Source organism: Duganella qianjiadongensis (assembly GCF_009857915.1).
Taxonomy (GTDB): Bacteria; Pseudomonadota; Gammaproteobacteria; order Burkholderiales; family Burkholderiaceae_D; genus Rugamonas; species Rugamonas qianjiadongensis.
This window is the reverse complement of record NZ_WWCM01000001.1, coordinates 348,694-366,380: the sequence shown is the minus strand read 5'-3', so window position 1 is coordinate 366,380 and position 17,687 is coordinate 348,694. Positions and strand designations below refer to the sequence as shown.

Annotated in this window: 14 protein-coding genes; 5 read left to right on the top strand and 9 right to left on the bottom strand. The window is 61.9% G+C overall.

Annotated features, from left to right (window positions below; all coding sequences use genetic code 11):
* Positions 1-72 precede the first annotated feature (72 nt).
* Positions 73-2,946: a beta-galactosidase GalA gene (galA, locus tag GTP27_RS01690; protein WP_229633300.1), complete on the top strand. Its 2,874-nt coding sequence runs from the start codon at positions 73-75 to the stop codon at positions 2,944-2,946.
* Positions 2,947-3,099: 153 nt separating this feature from the next.
* Positions 3,100-4,548, top strand: coding sequence for a serine hydrolase domain-containing protein (locus tag GTP27_RS01685; RefSeq protein WP_161037446.1), 1,449 nt, complete (start codon positions 3,100-3,102; stop codon positions 4,546-4,548).
* A 65-nt stretch (positions 4,549-4,613) separates the two neighbouring features.
* Here the strand turns inward: GTP27_RS01685 and GTP27_RS01680 are convergent, their stop codons facing one another.
* The 7 genes from GTP27_RS01680 to GTP27_RS01650 form a co-directional block, all read right to left on the bottom strand.
* Positions 4,614-5,528, bottom strand: a complete 915-nt coding sequence (locus GTP27_RS01680) for a hypothetical protein (protein ID WP_161037445.1) — start codon at positions 5,526-5,528, stop codon at positions 4,614-4,616.
* A 312-nt stretch (positions 5,529-5,840) separates the two neighbouring features.
* Positions 5,841-7,100 carry a YncE family protein gene (locus tag GTP27_RS01675; RefSeq protein ID WP_371865875.1) on the bottom strand — a complete coding sequence of 420 codons (1,260 nt, stop codon included), beginning with the start codon at positions 7,098-7,100 and terminating at the stop codon, positions 5,841-5,843.
* Position 7,101: 1 nt separating this feature from the next.
* Positions 7,102-8,073, bottom strand: a complete 972-nt coding sequence (locus tag GTP27_RS01670; protein WP_229633299.1) for a creatininase family protein — start codon at positions 8,071-8,073, stop codon at positions 7,102-7,104.
* Between the two features lie 280 nt (positions 8,074-8,353).
* The gene (locus GTP27_RS01665; protein ID WP_161037444.1) at positions 8,354-10,318 is read right to left on the bottom strand and encodes a CocE/NonD family hydrolase; all 1,965 of its coding nucleotides are present in this window, start codon (positions 10,316-10,318) and stop codon (positions 8,354-8,356) included.
* 170 nt (positions 10,319-10,488) lie between these two features.
* Positions 10,489-11,955 carry an aldehyde dehydrogenase family protein gene (locus tag GTP27_RS01660; protein WP_161037443.1) on the bottom strand — a complete coding sequence of 489 codons (1,467 nt, stop codon included), beginning with the start codon at positions 11,953-11,955 and terminating at the stop codon, positions 10,489-10,491.
* 38 nt (positions 11,956-11,993) lie between these two features.
* Complete coding sequence (locus GTP27_RS01655) at positions 11,994-12,455, bottom strand: GNAT family N-acetyltransferase (RefSeq protein ID WP_161037442.1); 462 nt, start codon at positions 12,453-12,455, stop codon at positions 11,994-11,996.
* Positions 12,456-12,524: 69 nt separating this feature from the next.
* Complete coding sequence (locus GTP27_RS01650; protein ID WP_161037441.1) at positions 12,525-13,277, bottom strand: substrate-binding periplasmic protein; 753 nt, start codon at positions 13,275-13,277, stop codon at positions 12,525-12,527.
* Between the two features lie 78 nt (positions 13,278-13,355).
* Between GTP27_RS01650 and GTP27_RS01645 the strand changes: the two genes are divergently transcribed.
* Positions 13,356-13,988: a flavin reductase family protein gene (locus tag GTP27_RS01645; RefSeq protein WP_161037440.1), complete on the top strand. Its 633-nt coding sequence runs from the start codon at positions 13,356-13,358 to the stop codon at positions 13,986-13,988.
* A gap of 4 nt (positions 13,989-13,992) precedes the next feature.
* Here GTP27_RS01645 and GTP27_RS01640 read toward each other — a convergent pair whose 3' ends face one another.
* The gene (locus tag GTP27_RS01640; protein ID WP_161037439.1) at positions 13,993-15,069 is read right to left on the bottom strand and encodes a type II asparaginase; all 1,077 of its coding nucleotides are present in this window, start codon (positions 15,067-15,069) and stop codon (positions 13,993-13,995) included.
* Between the two features lie 145 nt (positions 15,070-15,214).
* On the opposite strand from GTP27_RS01640, the gene GTP27_RS01635 reads away from it, so the two are divergent.
* On the top strand, positions 15,215-15,562 hold the full coding sequence (locus GTP27_RS01635; protein ID WP_161037438.1) for a hypothetical protein: 348 nt from the start codon (positions 15,215-15,217) through the stop codon (positions 15,560-15,562).
* Between the two features lie 84 nt (positions 15,563-15,646).
* Here the strand turns inward: GTP27_RS01635 and GTP27_RS01630 are convergent, their stop codons facing one another.
* A complete protein-coding gene (locus GTP27_RS01630) occupies positions 15,647-16,783 on the bottom strand; it encodes a patatin-like phospholipase family protein (protein ID WP_229633291.1) in 1,137 nt (378 codons plus the stop codon).
* A 251-nt stretch (positions 16,784-17,034) separates the two neighbouring features.
* Between GTP27_RS01630 and trhA the strand changes: the two genes are divergently transcribed.
* Positions 17,035-17,652, top strand: coding sequence for a PAQR family membrane homeostasis protein TrhA (trhA, locus tag GTP27_RS01625; RefSeq protein ID WP_161037437.1), 618 nt, complete (start codon positions 17,035-17,037; stop codon positions 17,650-17,652).
* Positions 17,653-17,687 lie beyond the last annotated feature (35 nt).

The following is a 17,687-nucleotide window of genomic DNA, read 5'->3' as shown; positions in this document are numbered from 1 at the left end:
TGCACGGCATTTACGTAACATCAACGCGACCTTTACTGACCATTCGCGAGTCGCGTTCTGATGATTACCGCTTTGTCTGCTGTTCTGCGCCGTTGCTGCGCTCCCTTTGCCATGCTGGTTGCGCTGGTACTTTCAACTGCGGCGCTGGCTGCCCCGAGCACAAGAGCAACCCCAACTGAATCCGGACGCGAACGGCTGTCGCTAGACCGCGGCTGGCTGTTTCATCTGGGCGATATCGTTGCGCCTGAAGTGAAAGGGCATGGCGCCAGCTATGGTTATGGCAAGGCCGGTTTTGCGTGGGGCCCGGCCGGCACCACCTATGATGATGGCGACTGGCGCGCACTTAGCCTGCCGCATGACTGGGCAGTAGAAGGTCCGTTCGATGCGCAGGAAAATCTGGCGCAAGGCTATCGTCCGCGCGGCGTGGGCTGGTACCGGCGCTATCTGCGCATCGAACCGCAGGAACGTGGCCGTCAGTTCGAACTGCAGTTCGATGCCATCGCCACCCATGCGACGGTGTGGGTCAACGGCATCCTCGTGCATCGCAACTGGTCGGGCTATAACGCCAGCAACATCAACATCACGCCTTATCTGCGCTACGGCGACGAGATGAATACCATCGCCGTGCGTGCCGATGCGGTGCCGATGGAGGGCTGGTGGTACGAGGGCGCCGGCATCTATCGCCATGCGTGGCTGGTCAAGCGCGCGCCCCTGCATATTGTGACGGATGGTCTGCACGCGACGCCGCGCCTGGGTCAGCAGGGGCAGTGGAGCATACCTGTTGCGGTCACGCTGAAAAATGGCGGCAAGGCTGCTGCAAGCGCGCTTGTCGAGGTGACGCTGCGCGATCCGTCCGGCGCGCTGGTCGCCAGCCGCCGCAGCAAGGTGCAAGTGCCCGTGCTGGCGCAGGCCGAAGCCCGGTTGCTGCTGGCGATAGGCAAACCTGAACTGTGGTCGCTGGAGCACCCGCAGCTTTATCAGGTCAGCGCAAGGGTGATACAGAATGGGGCGGCGGTGGATGAAGTCAGCCTGAAAACCGGCCTGCGCGAAATGCGCTTCGATGCTGCCCGCGGCGCTTTCCTCAACGGGCAGCACGTCAAGCTGCAGGGCGTCAGCATTCATCAGGATCATGCCGGTGTGGGCGTGGCGGTGCCCGATGCGATCTGGGAGTATCGCCTGCGCCGCCTGAAGGAGCTGGGCGCTAACGCTATTCGCTTTACCCACGGTGCGCCAGCGGCTGAAGTGCTCGATATGGCTGACCGTATGGGTTTCCTTGTCATGGACGAGAACCGCAATTTCAATATCTCGCCCGACTATCTGCAGCAGCTGGAGTGGCTGGTGCGGCGCGATCGTCATCACCCCAGCGTGGTGCTATGGTCGCTGTTTAACGAGGAGCCCATGCAATCCACCGAAGCTGGCTACGAGATGACGCGCACCATGGCTGCCGCCGTCAAGACCCTCGATGCTACGCGGCCTGTAACAGCGGCCATGAACGGCGGCTTCTTTGCGCCGTATAGCGTGGCACATGCGCTCGATGTGGTGGGGGCCAATTATCAGGTGGATGCCTATGACAAGTTCCATCAGCAGTTCCCCAAGGTGCCGTTCACCAGCTCGGAAGATACTTCGGCCTTCATGACGCGCGGCGTCTACACCACCGATCAGCGCACCAATGTGTTTGCCAGCTATGATGATGACTACGCCAGCTGGGGCAATAGCCATCGCGATGCATGGGAAGCGATTGCGCGCAGGCCATTTGTGGCTGGTGGCTTCGTCTGGACCGGTTTCGACTATCGTGGCGAACCGACGCCGAATCAGTGGCCTGCTGTGAACTCGGTGTTCGGCATCATGGACCTGAACGGCTTTGCCAAGAATGCCTACTACATCCATCAGGTGCAGTGGATAAAGGAGCAGCCGCTGGTGCATATCGCGCCGCACTGGAACTGGGCGGGCCGCGAGGGCAGCGATATCCGTGTGATGGTGATGTCGAACGGGGAGAGGGTGGCGCTGCTGCTGAATGGGCAGAAGCTGGGCGAGCAGCAGGTCGACCCGTATCGCATGAACTACTTCATGGTGCCTTATGCCGCGGGCAAACTGGAAGCTATCGCCTACCGAGGCGGCAGACCGGTGGCCCGCACTAGCGTGGAGACGACCGGCCCGGCGGTACGCATCGAGCTGGTACCGGATCGTGAAGCACTGCGCGGCGATGGCCGCGATGCTATGCCCGTCACCGTGCGTGCCGTGGATGCGCAGGGCCGCGCCGTGCCGCTGGCCGATGCCGAAGTGCACTTTGCTGTAACGGGCGCAGGCCTATCGATAGGACACGGCAATGGCGATCCTACCTCGCACGAAGATGAGAAGGGCCCGACCCGGCGCCTGTTCAACGGCCTGGCGCAACTGATCGTGCAGTCGTTCGATAGTAGTTCCGGCGAGCTGCTGGTGGAAGCCTGCGCCGACGGGCTGGCGCCGGCGCGGCTGGTACTTCCTGTGCGTGCCGTAGCGACGCCGCCTACCCAGCCTGCGTCCGAGGCGCCTTTCAATACGGTTAACTACTGGCGCATTTCACCGTCTAGTTCTCGCCGTCCCGATCCGAACCTGTTGCTGGCGGACTTCGACATGAATACCTGGGAATATGGCGATCCGCCTATGCTGCATGACTATCAGGACGCGGCTCATGCGGGCTACAGGATATTCCGCGCCAGCTTCACCCCGCGCAAAAAGCTGGCGGATGGTAGCGGCGTGCTGCATTTTCTGCGACTGGCGGGGCGCGCAGAAATCTGGCTCGATGGTCAGCTGATAGGCCGCAAGGATGACTTTGCGCCGGCACCTCTGCGGGTGGTACTGCCCGCCGGAGCCGGTACGCGCCAGTTGAATGTGCTGATCGAAGGCCGTCAGGGGCAGACCAGCGGCATCGAATCTGCGGTACGGATCGAGCCCGCGCAGCACTAGGTGCGGTGTGCCATGGCGTCGCCGGACATGCCGTGACAAAAGGCGCAATTTCCGATTTAATAAGATGCTATTCTTTTCAAAAATGAAAATAGCGTCTGGCTGCTGAACGCGTTCTTGCGCATGCTGCAGTTGCAGGCCGCATCGGGAGACTCAATGCATAAACCGGCCTTGGTATCGGCGCTGTTGCTGGCGCTAACTTCTGGCGTCGCGCTGGCGCAAACAGCCGTACCTGCAGCTTTAGAAGAGCGCATAGCGCGGGTTGAACAGGGCCTGCTGCTGCCGGTGGTGGTGCAGGGGCAGTCTGCAACGGGCATGTCGCTGCGGGACCGGATGGCATACTGGCGCGTGCCCGGTGTCAGCATCGCGCTGATCAACCATGGCGCAGTTGAATGGGCGCGTGGCTATGGTGTAACCGATGCGGGCGGCACGCAAGCCGTCACGCCGCAGACGCTGTTTCAGGCGGGTTCCGTTAGCAAGCCTGTCACGGCTGCGCTGGTGTTGCGGCTGGCCGCTGCTGCAAGGCTGGACCTCGATGAAGACGTCAATCGCCGCTTGCGCGGCTGGCAGGTGGCGCCGGGCGGACCTGCTGTAAGCGCTCGTGCGCTGCTCAGCCATACGGCGGGTATGCCCGAATACGGCCTGACCGGCTATGCAGCGGGAACGGTCATGCCGACATTGGCGCAGGTGCTGCATGGCCAGGCACCGGCTAGCAATCCTCCTGCAGTGCGCGTGGCGGGGCAAGAGTATGCCTATTCCAGCCTCGGTTATGTGGTGCTGCAACAGTATCTGGAAGATGCTTTGCAGCGTCCCTTTGCCGTGCTGGCGCAAGATGAAGTGCTGCGCCCGCTGGGGATGAAGGCTACGCTGTTTGCGCCATCGCTGGAAGGGCCGCAGGCAGCGCAGGCGGCAGCCGGACATGATCTCGATGGTGCCGTACTGGCCGGACGCTGGCGCCGCCATCCCGAGCTGGCGCCGACCGGTTTGTGGAGTACTGCGCCGGATCTGGCGCGCTTTGCGCTGGCGCTGCAGCGCTCCGCCGCCGGACAGTATCCGCAGTGGCTTTCGGCGCCGGCCAGCAAGGCCATGCTGACGCCGGTGAGCAACGAATATGGACTGGGCTTGGAGCTCGATCATGCCGGAAGCACCGCCGCGTTCCATCACAGCGGCTCCACCATAGGCTACAAGGCGCTGCTGTTTGCCTATACGCAGACAGGGCAGGGTGTGGTGATACTGACCAATGGCGATGGTGCCTGGCCGCTGATCGAGGAGCTGATGCGCAGTATCGCTGCCGAATATGGCTGGGAAGATTACCGGCCCATATCACGTGTGGCGATGTTGCCCCAGCCGGCACTGTTTGATCAGTTCACAGGGCAGTACAAGGTCGGCAACACCACGCTGCAGGTCACGCGTGCAGGCGACCAGCTGATGCTGGCAGGTCCGCCACTGGGACCGGCAGCGCTGGAACTGATAGCTTCCGGTCCTTATGATTTCTTTGTGCGCGAGAAGGACGCCACGCTGCATTTCGACCCCAATCAGGGGCGGCCGGTGCAGACAGTGACGTTTGTCGATGGCCGTCCGCGCCCCGGTCAGCGCCAGCAGTGATGATGACGCATCGCTCCGGCTTTACCCCGGCGGCTGCGGGATGGCCGGGGTGCCTGGTCTGCTTGCTAGGTCGGGCGATGCTGGGCAGCGATCTCTTTCAAGGTGTCTACATAGTCATCTGCGCGTTTCTGATCGGCCATCTGCTTGCTCTTTAGCGCCAGTTCCGCGCGTACTTGCTCGTGTGCGTTTTCGCCACGGCGCTGGGCGCGCTCATTCTGGACTTGCGCAGCGTTGTCCTGCGTGCTGGAACTCTCAGCGTGGACGCGCTTGGCTAGCGGGTTGCCGACCTTGTCTGCCTCCAGTTTCACCATGGCCTGTACGATTTCTGCAAACAGTGCGGTGTTCATCGGAGCGATGACTACCTCGCGCAGGCTCTGCTCCACGGCCTGCCACTTGCTAGCGTCGACGCGTTCGCGTTGCAGGTCCCAGCAACGACGCAACATCTGCAGATTCTCCTGGTTAGGGGCTGCCTCGACCTGATTCAGCAGGTCGGCAAGTGCGAGTCCACCCTGCGCGCAGGGCACGGCTGGAGCATTTTGCTCGAACGTTTCTTGCTGGCTGGCTGGTGCTACATCCGGCGCGAGCACTACTCGCTCTGCTACGGCCGTTGCGGCATCGTCATGCCGGGCCATCGAGTGATCGCTGACATTGACCAGTTGCTTGATGTGTTCCACTGCGGCGCGGACGCGATTTTCAGCGGCTGCGTTTTCTGCGATGAACTGAGCGACCTTCTGCTGCAGCACATTATCCAGAAACGGTAACAGGGGCTTGGCATGATCGGCCGTAGGGACATTGAGGAATTGCTCGAGCAGAGCCAGACGCGGCGACTGGATGTTCATGGCAGCGCCATATTGTCCGGACAGCAGGCTAAAAGGGGCGCGCGGATAGGTCGCAGCGTGTGCCGCCAGGCGGATGGCGAGGTTCTGATCAGGGGATGCGTTATGCGCAAGCCGTGCGAGCACGTTGAATTCAATCTTCATAATTGGTCTAATTCGGTCATTAGGATCACACAAGGAGCCGACCGTTCGGGATGGGGATCCGATTCTGGCATTGGATATGACAAAATTGAGATAGTTCCTCTTACCCTTGCGGGCGGCAGGCAGGTCGCAGGGGCCCATGGAAAGCAGGCCTGCTGCTTTCTTAGTAACCAGAACGAGGAAGTTGTTTGGTGAAATGGCCGACTTGCGCAAGTCTATGGCCGTGCGCGGATCTGCGCGGACGGGAAGTATGGCGGTGTGTATGCGGCAGCTGATCCGGTCAGCGTGGATGACCGGACCCTTGCAATGCAGGTATTAGCGCAGGTTGCCCGTGTGGCCTACGGAGTAGCGGCCCGGTTGCGGCCAGACTACCAGACCGTGCGGCTCCTGTCCCACCTTGATCTGTTTGACGCTGCCGTCGGTGGTGTCGAAGCGGTACACCACATCGTCGAAGCGGCCCGACAGCCACAGCGCTTTGCCGTCGGCGCTGACGTTGCCCATGTCCGGGCTGCCGCCACCGGGAATCTGCCACTGTGCCACCACTTTTTCGCTGGCGAAGTCCACCACCGTTACGCTGCCGCGCACTTTGCGGCGGCCGTGGATGCTGTGGGTGCCACGGTTGGCGACGTAGAACTGCTTGCCGTCGCGGCTAGGGTAGATGCCGTGCGCACCCAGACCGGTCGAAATAAAGCCCACTTCCTTGAAAGCGTCGCCATCGACGATGTGCACGCCATCGGCTTCCATATCGGCGATGTAGAAGCGTTTGCCGTCCGGCGAAATGCGTATGTCCTGCGGCATGCCTTTTTTCGAGCTGCAGATTTCGCTGGCGAGCGGGCCGTCCGAAGGCGGCACATCCTTGAAGCGGGTGCTAGGCATGTTCAGCTTCAGATAGCCCAGTACTTTGCGTTCCACCAGATCGATCTTTGCCACGCTGCCTTCGAATTCGCAGGTGAACAGGGCATAGCGGCCATCGATGGAAAAGTCGGCGTGGTTGATGCCGCCGCATTTAGGTGCTTCGATCGAGTACTGCATGGCCATGGTCTGCGGATCGCGGAAGTCCAGACGGTGCTTGGCCTCGGCCACCACGATGGCCGATTTGCCGTCCGGCGTGAAGTACAGATTGTAAGGGTCGTCAACGGAAATCTCCTTGCCCGGCTTGCCCGTGCGCGGGTCGATAGGCGTCAGGCTGCCGATGTTGGTGCGTTCGGCGTTGTTGGCCACCCACAGGGTGCGCAGGTCCCACGATGGAATCACGTGCTGGGGCGCTTTGCCGACCTTGAATTTATCCACTACCTTGAGCGTCACCGGATCGATGACCGAGACATCGTTGGAGCGCAGATTCGGCACGTAGACCCGTTCCAGATCGCCTTTGACGGCGGCTGCGATATACGACGGGCCATTGGTTTCGCTGTACAGATTGTTGCGGTTCACCACAGGCGGCATGCCCGGCACGGTGGCGATAGGGGCAGCAGCCGGTGCGGCTGGTTTGTCGCCAGCCTTGTCGGCGGCGACGACAGCGCCGGCGGCAGCCAGGGCAACGATGATTGCGGCACGCAGGGTAGTAGGAGTATTCACATTAGTTCCTATGACTGGAGGTGGAGGTGGCGCGCGCTGCGCGCTCGGTTAAATAGGTGTGCAGGCGGCTGACCGAGGCATCGATGATGCGCTGCAGGCCCAGCTGGCCCAGTTCGGCGCTGGCGCGGCGCGGATCGCCCTGCACGCCATCGGCCGGCCCCGGCTTGGGCTGGTGTGCCATGGCGTCGCTACGGACCATGGTTTTGTCGACGGCCAGCATCAGTGCCGTATCGGCCAGGCCGGCATGCAGGCCGATTTCGGCCTCGCTGTAGCCGCGGCTTTTGAGATCGGCCACGTAGCCGGTCTGGCTGGCCTGATAGTAGTCGAGCAGCGCGTAGGCGCGGCAGCTGTCGTCCGCAGCCCAGCTACGGTTGAATTGCTGCGCTACCTTGCTCAGGTTTTTCTGATAGCCGCCGTGGTCGCCGATAAAGATCACGTCGCGGAAGCCGTGCTGGCGCAGGCTGCGTGCGGTGGCATCGAGCAGTGCTTCGAAGGTGGCTTCGGGTATCGAGATGGTGCCGCTAAAGCGCATATGGCCGCTGGGCGGCTTGATTTCGCCTTCGGGCACATAAGCGATGACGGGGGCGACGATGGTGTGGCCCAGCTTGAGGGCGATCTGCTGGGCCAGATACTGGGCGCGCACATTGTGTTTTCCCAGCGCCAGATAGGGGCCGCTCTGCTCGGTGCCGCCGACGGGAACGATCACCGTGGTACTGCCCGCAGCGATGCGCTCGCGCAGTTCGCTGCTGCTCAGCTGTTCGAGCAGCACGCTGTTCTGGCTGGCAGAGCTGCCGGCCGTGGTGCTGGCCCCAGCGTGCGCGCCGCAGTGGACTGCCATGCCGGACAGCGTCAGGCTGAGGCCGAGTATGAGTCGTAAAGTAAGCTTGCCAATGGCGGTTGCCTGCCGGCCGGACAGGGCGGGCAGTCGGGATGGGACGGTGTGACGGGCTTGCTGGATCAAGCGTTGTTTCATGGTGCGGTGGTGGTGGGGGAACGGCCCCGGTTATCGCTACTGTACTCTCACTGCGCCGTGTGCGTCAGACGGTGCCCAGTGTCGCTGTTTTGGGGTGTTTTGTTCATTGATATGGATCAAAAATTCCTGCATTGTTCCAGCAGCATACCTGCATTAGCGCAAAGCGGGGGATAGTGATGCGTGTAGCGTGCGCGCGGCTGGCCCAGCCAGCGCCGCGCTGGCGCTGGCTGGAGGCGGAAGGCAGGACAATAGCGGGGCGGGGCTGCAGGCTGGCAGCCGCCTATTTCCCCAGTACCTGCACTTCGATGCCGGAGAACATGGATGGTGCGTGGTAGATGCGCTGGGTAGCTTTGCGGAAGTCTTCCCGCTTAGCATGAGGAATATCGGTAAAGGTCTGCGGATTGAGGTCTACCAGCGGGAACCACGAACTCTGGATCTGCACCATGATGCGGTGGCCACGACGGAAGGTGTGGTTGACATCGCTCATGCTGAAATTGACCGCCTCTACTTTGCCCGGGGTGAACGGCTGCGGCGTTTCGTAACCGTTGCGGAACTTGCCGCGCAGCGGGTCGCCGCGCACCAGTTGCTGGTAGCCGGCCATGTTCAGCGAGGGTTTCGGCACGTCATTGACGCGGGCACCCGCCTCATCGCCTCGCGGATATTCGGCCGGATAGACGTCGATCAGCTTGACGATCCAGTCGGCATCGGTGCCGGTAGTGGAAACAAACAGGCGCGGCTTGACGGGGCCGGCCAGCGTGACATCTTCTTCCAGTATGTCGCTACGGTAGGTCAGCACATCGGGGCGGGAACTGGCAAAGCGCTGGTCGCTCACCATGTATTCCTTGGGCACGCCTAGCGCCGGATAGGCCGTGTAGGGCACCGGCTTGAGCGGATCGGCCACGTATTCGTCATAGCCGGCACCGGCGGCCGGCTGGGTCCAGCCCAGTTTGCCATCAGCGGCCAGATACAGGGTACGGCTTCTGGCCTGCTGTGGCGGCCATGCAGGATAGGTGCGCCACACATTGCTGCCCGTTTCAAACGCATAGACTTCGGCGGTGCTCTTGTTGGCCTTGCCCTTCAGATGCTGCTCGAAGAAGGGATACAGTATGTTGCTGCGGAAGTAGGCGCCGGTTTTCGCGTCGAACTTCACATAGCCGAGGCTCTGGCCGTCATTGCGGTTCCATGCGCCATGCGACCAAGGCCCCATCACCAGCCCGCTGTAGATGGCAGGATTGTTGCGCTTGATGGCGCTGTAGGTGCTCAGCGGCCCCTGCAGGTCCTCGGCGTCGTACCAGCCGCCCACGGTCAGCACGGCTGCCTTGATGTTCTTCAGGTGCGGCACGATGTCGCGCTGTTTCCAGAAGTCGTCATAGGTGCTGTGTTCTATGGTAGGCAGCAGCAGGGCGCGCTGGTTGGCGCTCAGGGTGGCCGTGATGTTGGCCAGCGTCAGGTGCTTGAGGAAGAAATCGTAGCCATCGGCTTCGCCATAATCGAAATGCTCCCAGGTTTTCGGCAGTGGCGTTGGGTTGGGCGCTTCCACAAAGGCCGAATAGAAATCGAAGTTGGCCGCCAGCATGAAGGCGCCGCCGTGGTAGGAGTCGTCGTTCATGAACAGATTGGTCACCGGCGCCTGCGGCGAAGCGGCTTTGATGGCCGGATGCGAATCGATGATGCTGGCCGAGGTGTAGAAACCGGGGTAGGAGGTGCCCAGTATGCCGACCTTGCCGTTGTTGTTGGCCACGTTCTTGAGCAGCCATTCCACCGTATCGTGCATGTCTTCGCTCTCGTTGCCCTGGCCGGCTGCGCGCTGGCTGGCAGCGTGCGGCGTCATCTCCACCCATTTGCCTTCCGACATGTAGCGGCCGCGCACGTCCTGCTTGACGAAGATATAGCCGCTATCTTCGAACTCCTGCGCCGGACCGATGTGCTCGGGGTAGTAGTCCACGCCATAATGCAACTGGCCATCGGCCTGCACACCGGCGCTGTAGGGCGTGCGCTGGATCAGGAAAGGATAGGGCTTGCTGGCATCCTTGGGCACATATAGGGCGGTGAACAGGCGCACACCGTCACGCATGGGAATGCGGAACTCGTATTTGGTGTAGTGCTCGCGCAGGCTGTAGCGCGGTGCAGGATCGGCGGCAGCGGCCACGCTGCTGCCCGGCAGAGCGAGCTGGGCGCTCAGAGCGAGCACTAGCGCGAGAGGGAGCAGACGGCGGGAAAACAGGGGGCGGGTGCGCAGTATCATGAGGTCCTTGCATAAAGTAAGGCGAACCCGACTAGTGTAATCGCAGTGGATAACTTTAGCTGCGAAATTTTTATGCAGCGAATTTTTTCTCTTTTAAAACAGCGAGTTAATCCAGTCGGGTTGGCTTTGTTAACAGCTTTATCCACAGATTTTGTTAACAACCGGGGACACTACAGCTTGGGCAGGCGCAGCGTATCGACCACCAGCCGGATCAGGCGCAGGCGTGCCGCCGTGTAGGGCGGGAAGAACAGCTTGATCAGCATGAGCGGGGTGGCGCGCAGCACGGCCCGCTCGTGCGACAGGGCGCGGAAGCCATACTCGCCATGGGCATTGCCGATGCCGGAATTATTGACGCCGCCGAAAGGCAGGTTGCCGTGGGCAAAATGGGCCACGCAATGATTGATGCACACGCCGCCCGAGCTGGTCTGGCTGACGATCTGCTCGATCTGTTCGCGGCGCGTGCTCCACACATACAGCGCCAGTGGCTTGGGCGCGGCATTGATGCTGGCGATGACCTGATCGATCTGCTCGTAGCTGATGATGGGGAGCAGCGGGCCGAAAATTTCTTCCGACATGATGGCGGCATCGGCCGGGATGTCTTCCAGCAGAGTCGGGGCCACATAGCATTGCTCCAGATCCGTCAGACCGCCGGTAGCGAGCACGGCGCCGCGCTGCAGGGCATCGTTGAGCAGGCCGGCCACCCGTTCCGTGTGGCGCCGGTTGACGATGCGGGTCAGGTCCGGATTGTTCTGGCGCGCGCTGCCGTCGCTGCCGTAGCGCTGCTCCAGCACGCGCCGGCATTCGGCCACGAAGGCTTTCCTGACGCTGGCGTGAACGTAGACATGGTCGGGGGCGACGCAGGTCTGGCCGTTGTTGAGAAATTTTCCCCACATCAGGGTTTCGGCTGCCAGCGTCAGGTTGGCGCTGGCATCGACGATGGTCGGCGATTTGCCGCCCAGCTCCAGCGTCACGCTGCTCAGATGGCGCGCCGCTGCGGCCATCACCAGTTTGCCCACGGCAGGCGAGCCGGTGAAGAAGATGTGATCGAACGGCAGATCCAGCAATGCCTGCGCCGTCGGCTGGCTGCCTTCGAACAGCGCCACTTCTTCGGGCGGGAAGATGTCGGCGATGATGCCTGCCATCAGGGCCGAGACGGCGGGTGTCATTTCCGACGGTTTGATCATCGCTGTGTTGCCTGCTGCCAGCGCTGAGACTAGCGGGCCGAAGCACAGGCTGAGCGGGTAGTTCCATGGCGCGATGATCAGCACCCGGCCACGCGGCTGGTACTGCACCGAGGCGCGCGTGCCCAGCATGGTGCTGGTGGGCCAGTGGCCGCGCGGTTTCATCCAGCGCTTGAGCGAGCCCAGCGCGTGGCGGATTTCGTCCATCACCGGCAGGAATTCGGAAGCTTCCATTTCCGCCGGCGATTTGCGGTAGTCGGCGGCAAATGCCGTATAGAAGTCCACGCGCCGGGCCAGCATGGCGTCGCGCAGGCGTATCAGGCGGGCTTTGCGCTCGGCCGCCGTGGACTGGCGCCAGCGCAAGGCAGTGGCTTGTTGTGCTGCAAAGGTGAGCTGGATCAAACTTGCGTCGGCTTCCTTCATGCTGGCTGTCTCCCTAGTATTTATGGCAGCCATTATTGCTGTATTTCTATTACCGAGCAAGCGCTTGATTTTTAGTGGGGCAGGGTAGGTAGAAATAATTTCCGCTGCAGGGGCGAGATATTTTTGCATAGCATGGCCGGCACGCGCTGGTCGGGCTGGAAGCCCAGCGCGGCATAGAAGGGGGCAGTGCCCGGCGACGCTTCCAGCAGCAGGCGCTGTATGCCCAGACTGGCGCAATAGCGTTCGATCTGTTCGATCAACCAGTGTCCTACCCCCCGGCCGCGCCAGTCGCGGCTGATGATAAGGTCGGCCACGTAGCAGAACGCTGGCGCGGCCAGTTCTAGCCGTGCAATGCCGATCTGCTTCTGCGCGATGGCGGCGCTGACCCATTGCACCCGCCCCATCGAGTCGGCAGCAGGACGGGGTGGCGTGGTGGGCCAGCCCGCGTCGCGACGGAAGGCGCGCAGACGTTTGGCAGGCAGGTCATCCTGCAAGGCGATGAAATGCAGCTGGGTGGGCGGGCAGGCAGACATACGTGAATTTCGCTAAGTGGAACACTTAGTCTGCGTGGCCTGCCTGTACAATGCAAGGCTACAAATGTATCAGGGTGTTTCGGCCGGTGCGCTGCGGGAGGGCCGGAAACTGTCGAGTATGCTCTGCAGTTTGCCGCGCCGTTTCAGCGACAGGATGGCGCGGTCCAGCGTGGCCAGCGACAGTTTGCTGCGTGGTGGCAGGGCGCAGTAGGTTTCAAAAGTCCAGACCGTGTAGGTGGCAGGATTGAGGGCCGCACGCTCCGGATGGACTTTGCGCTGGTAGTCGTAATACAGGCGATTGGTGATGATGTAGGTGAAGCGTTTGCGCAACAGTTTGGCGACATTCTGGTCATTATTGGCGGCATCGTCGCGGGTGAACTCGCCTTCTAGCGGCTGTTCGATATGGGGGTAGTGGTAGCCCAGTATGGTACCGATGCGCTGGCGGCGGATTTCGTAAATGCTGCGGATGGCGGGCGTATCGCGCCGTGTGGCGACAATTTCATGGTTGGCGAAAATGGCTTCCGACCACTGCCAGTCCTTGCCATCCAGCCATTCTGGACGCATATCGCACACCACATCGGCCGCGCCATTTCGCAGCGGTGCTTCGAGCCGTTTGCGCGGCACCAGCAGATAGCGCGCGCTCATACCCAGTTCCTGTGCCAGCGCATCGCCGAAAGCCTTGATCAGGCCACCGGTCAGCTGGCCTTGCTGGAATTGCGTATGGGGCATGGCGGTGCCGGTGGAAACGGCAAAAACCAGCTCGCCGCTGCTTGCCGGAGTCAGGTAACAGAAGAAGGCGACAAGTAAGAAAAACCGTTTCATGTCAGTATCATACCCGTAGTCGGTGTCCTGCCGGGCACCCGGCATGCATAGGCATTATTTGCTTGAGAGGATGAGTATATGTACGACAGCTATTTTTACGAGCCGGCGCGCGGCCACGGCCTGCCCCATGATCCCTTCAATGCCATCATCGGTCCCCGGCCGATAGGCTGGATTTCCAGTCTGGGCGCGGACGGGGTGCGCAATCTGGCGCCGTATAGCTTTTTCAATGCCTTCAATTACACGCCGCCGCTGATCGGGTTTTCCAGCCTGGGGCGCAAGGATACGCTGCGCAACATCGAACACAGCGGGGAATTCGTCTGGAATCTGGCCACCCGTCCGCTGGCCGAGGCGATGAATCTGAGTTGCGCTGCCGCGCCGCCCGAGGTGGACGAGTTTGCGCTGGCCGGCCTGACGCCAGTGGCATCACGGCTAGTGCAGCCGCCACGGGTGGGGGAAAGTCCGGTGGCGTTCGAATGCCGCTGCAGCCAGATCTTGCGCCTGAAAACGGCGGCAGGACAGGATACTGATGCGTGGCTGGTGCTGGGCGAGGTGGTAGGCGTGCATATTGCAAACGCCATGCTCAAGGACGGGGTGTACGACACGGCGGGATCGCAGACCATACTGCGTGGCGGCGGTCCGGCCGATTACTTCGAAATCCAGCCCGATAGTCTGTTCCGCATGGCGCGGCCAGACTATCCGCTGGTACGCTGACGGCTTAGTAGCGGTAGAACATGCGCTGGATTTCCTTGCTGTCGCTGCTGCGCGTCAGGGCCAGCATCAGCAGGATGCGGGCTTTCTGCGGATTGAGCGTATCGGCCGCGACGAAGTCCAGTTCATCGTCGTTGGCTTCGCCATTGCGCGCCACGATGCCCTGGCCGACGCGGCTGGCGCGCACGATCAGTACGCCTTGCTGGCGGGCTGCTTTCAGGGCCGGTACCACTTTGCCGGCCAGACTGCCATCGCCCACACCGGCGTGGATGACGCCTTTGGCGCCGGCGGCCACCACGGCATTCAGCGCGGCCGGGCCCATGTTGGCGTAGCCGTAGACGATGTCCACTTGCGGCAGGGCGTCCAGTTTGCTGATGTCGAATTCCGTGTCGACCGTGTGCTTGCGTGCCGACACATGGTAGAAGTAAGGCTTGTTGCCCTGGATGTAGCCGAGCATGCCCAGTTCCGGGGTTTTAAAGCTGTCCAGCGTCGAGGTGTTGGTTTTGGTGACATCGCGGGCAGCATGGATCTGGTCGTTCAGCGCCACCAGTACGCCTTTGCCGATGGCGTCCTGGCTGGCCGCGAGCAGTACGGCGTTGTACAGATTGATAGGGCCGTCAGCCGACAGGGCCGTACCGGGACGCATGGCGCCTACCAGTACTACCGGCTTGGTGCTTTTCACCACCAGATCGAGGAAGTAGGCAGTTTCTTCCAGCGTGTCGGTGCCGTGGGTGATGACGATGCCGTCCACATCGGGCTGGGCCAGCAGAGTGTTGACCCGTTTGGCCAGCGTCAGCCAGTGTTCGTTGCTCATGTTTTCGCTGGCGATCTGGAATACCTGCTCGCCTTTGACGTGGGCCACCTTGGCCAGCTCGGGCACGGCCTGGATCAGACGGTCCACGCCCACGGTTGCCGCCGTGTAGCCTACCGTGGTGGTGCTGGTGGCGCCGCTGCCGGCAATGGTGCCGCCGGTAGCGAGGATGGTGACGTTGGCCAGTTTTTCTGCTGCCTCGGCAGCATTAGCCAGCAGCATAGTGCAAGCAAACAGCGCCTGCAGCAGGCGGGCGGATAGCGGTTGGGACATGGGTTCTCCTGAACTGGCTGTAAAGCTGGTGATAGTAACAAATACCCGCCCTGTCAACAATGCAAGCTGCTGGTGCGTTATGTCTGGCGGGATACAGTGTTTTCGGCGATAATTTTCCTGAAACTGTTATAAAAGAGAAAATATTATGATGTTTTTGAACGTCATGCGGGGTCTGGGCCTGTGCGCCCTGCTGCTGGCGCTGGCGGCCTGCGGCAAGAGCGCAGCCCAGCAGCGGCAGGAAGATGTGGCCACGCTCACCAGTCAGGGTGAAAAATACGTGAAGGAAAAGGTACTGGAGCCCGGTGCGGCCCAGTTCCGCAACCAGTTTATCGGCAAGGGCGGCGCTCCTTGCGGCGAGGTCAATGCCAAAGATGCCTTTGGTGGCTACATCGGTTATCAGCGCTATATCGCCGTGGCGCGCGATCTGACCCTGCTGGCACAGGATGTGGCGCCCGAAGAGTTCGAGCAGAACTGGCGCCAGCTGTGCCGCTGATGCAGGGGCTGGCCAGCCGGTTAATCTGACAGCGTCAGCCGGCCTGCAGAGGCTGGGCGCGGCGCCAGCTTGCCTGCACGGGCGTTAGCTGCGCACACTGCGTAAAGGCTTGCTGTGGCGAGTGGCGCGGCGGATGACGGGCGGGTGCTGGCCGCGCGGGTGGCGCAAGGCCTCCGTGGCGCGGTCATAGCCGAACTGCCACTGGTCATCCATAAAGCGCACAAACTCCTCATACGTGGGCGGCATGGCCAGCTCGATACGGTTGCGCCGCCAGTGCAGTTTCTGCTGCAGCTGCTGGCGGGCCAGCGTGTGCGATACATCGGAACTGTCGATGCGGATATCGGCCAGATGGGTGTTGGCATAGCGCAGACGGGCATTGCCGTTGACGCCCAGCACGGCGCGCCAGGCCGGAATGGAAAACACCTGATCGAAAGCTTCCTTGAATTCCATGATCACTTCGCGCCCCAGCCGGCGCGCAATCTCGAGCGGGAACAGGTCCAGCACGCCGCCTATGTATTCGGCGCCGTTATAGGGCTGGCAGCGGAAGTAGTACATGTCGGCGATGGAGATGCGTGCTGCCTGATCCAGCGTGGCGCCCGCTTCCAGCAGCAACTGGTCGGCAATGGCATGCTGGCCCCAGCGCGGCGCGCTGAGCGGCGCTTTCATGTGCGCCAGCAGGGCAGCGCTGCGGGCGTCGCAGAACACGGTTTCGGCAAACAGCTTGCGTGCGCGGCGCGGCTGTCCCACTTCGCTGGCATCGAACAGCAGTTTGCCGCCTATGATGGCCACGGCCACTTCGGCATGGCCGCTGTCGGGCGGGAAGGGCAGCTGGTCAGGAATCTCGAACAGATAGTCGCCGAACAGATCGGGAATCAGCGGTGCGCTGGCGCTCGACAATTTGCGCCGCGCGGCGGCCAGCAGCGTGCCTGCCAGATTGGCCTGCGGCGTGGAACGCAGGCTGCACCAGAACTCGTACATGGCGCGCGACGACAGCCAGGCGCGCTGTTCGGCCGGATCGGGCAGGTGGTGGATGATGGTAGCGGCGATGGCGCCACCGCAGCTGGCCAGCAGTATATCGGGGGCCTGCCCGGCGGCGCGCAGCGCCGCGTACATGCCGATATAGATGCCGAAACGGAAGCCGCCGCCACCCAGCACCATGCAGCGCTGATAGGGTTGAACGGCTGGAAAGGGCTGCGGGTCGGGCTGGGCTGGTGCATTCATGGCTGGCACCTTACCACATCCGCGGCCGCGCTCCCATGGCCGCCGCCTGGGCGGCGGTGATCAGGGCGGTGGATTATATAAATTTCTGTAACATTGTTTAATTTCAATTTTTATTATGATATGCTTAGTTTTTTACTAAGTACCAGCGCTTGCTGCGGTTTAGAAGGGGCGCTCGACGTGCGTCCGGTGTAGTGCAATACAATGGCTTAGCGATGGCAATAGTGCCGTTGCCAGCATGCACTGGACTAACTATGTACTACGGCGAACGATTTAACAGCATTACCCATACAGTAGGAGCGCTGCTGGCGGCCATAGGCGGCACTGTGCTGGTCGTGCTGGCAGCGCGCAGCGGCGATGCGTGGAAGGTGGTCAGCTTCAGCGTTTATGCCGTTACGCTGCTGGCGCTGTATCTGGTTTCGGCGCTGTATCACAGCCTGCGCGGGCGGGCCAAGCAGGTGCTGCGCAAGCTCGATCACTGCGCTATCTATCTGCTGATCGCCGGCAGCTACACGCCGTTCACGCTGGTTAGCCTGCGCGGGCCGTGGGGCTGGTCGCTGTTCGGCGTGGTGTGGACGCTGGCCGTGCTGGGTATCGTGCAGGAAGTGCTGTTTGCGCGCGGTGCGAGGGTGCTGTCGCTGGTGATTTATGTCGCCATGGGCTGGGTGGCCGTGATTGGCGCCAGCCCGCTGGTGCAGACGCTGGGCTGGGCAGGGTTTGCCTGGCTGGCGGCAGGTGGTCTGGTGTACACGGCGGGCATCGTTTTCTTCGTGACGGACCACAAATGGTCTTACGGCCATGGAGTCTGGCATTTGTTTGTGCTTGGCGGCAGTGCATGCCACTTTGGTGCGGTGCTACTGTATGTCGCCTGAGCGAGTCCGGTAACAGTAGCATTTCAAGGGTAGAG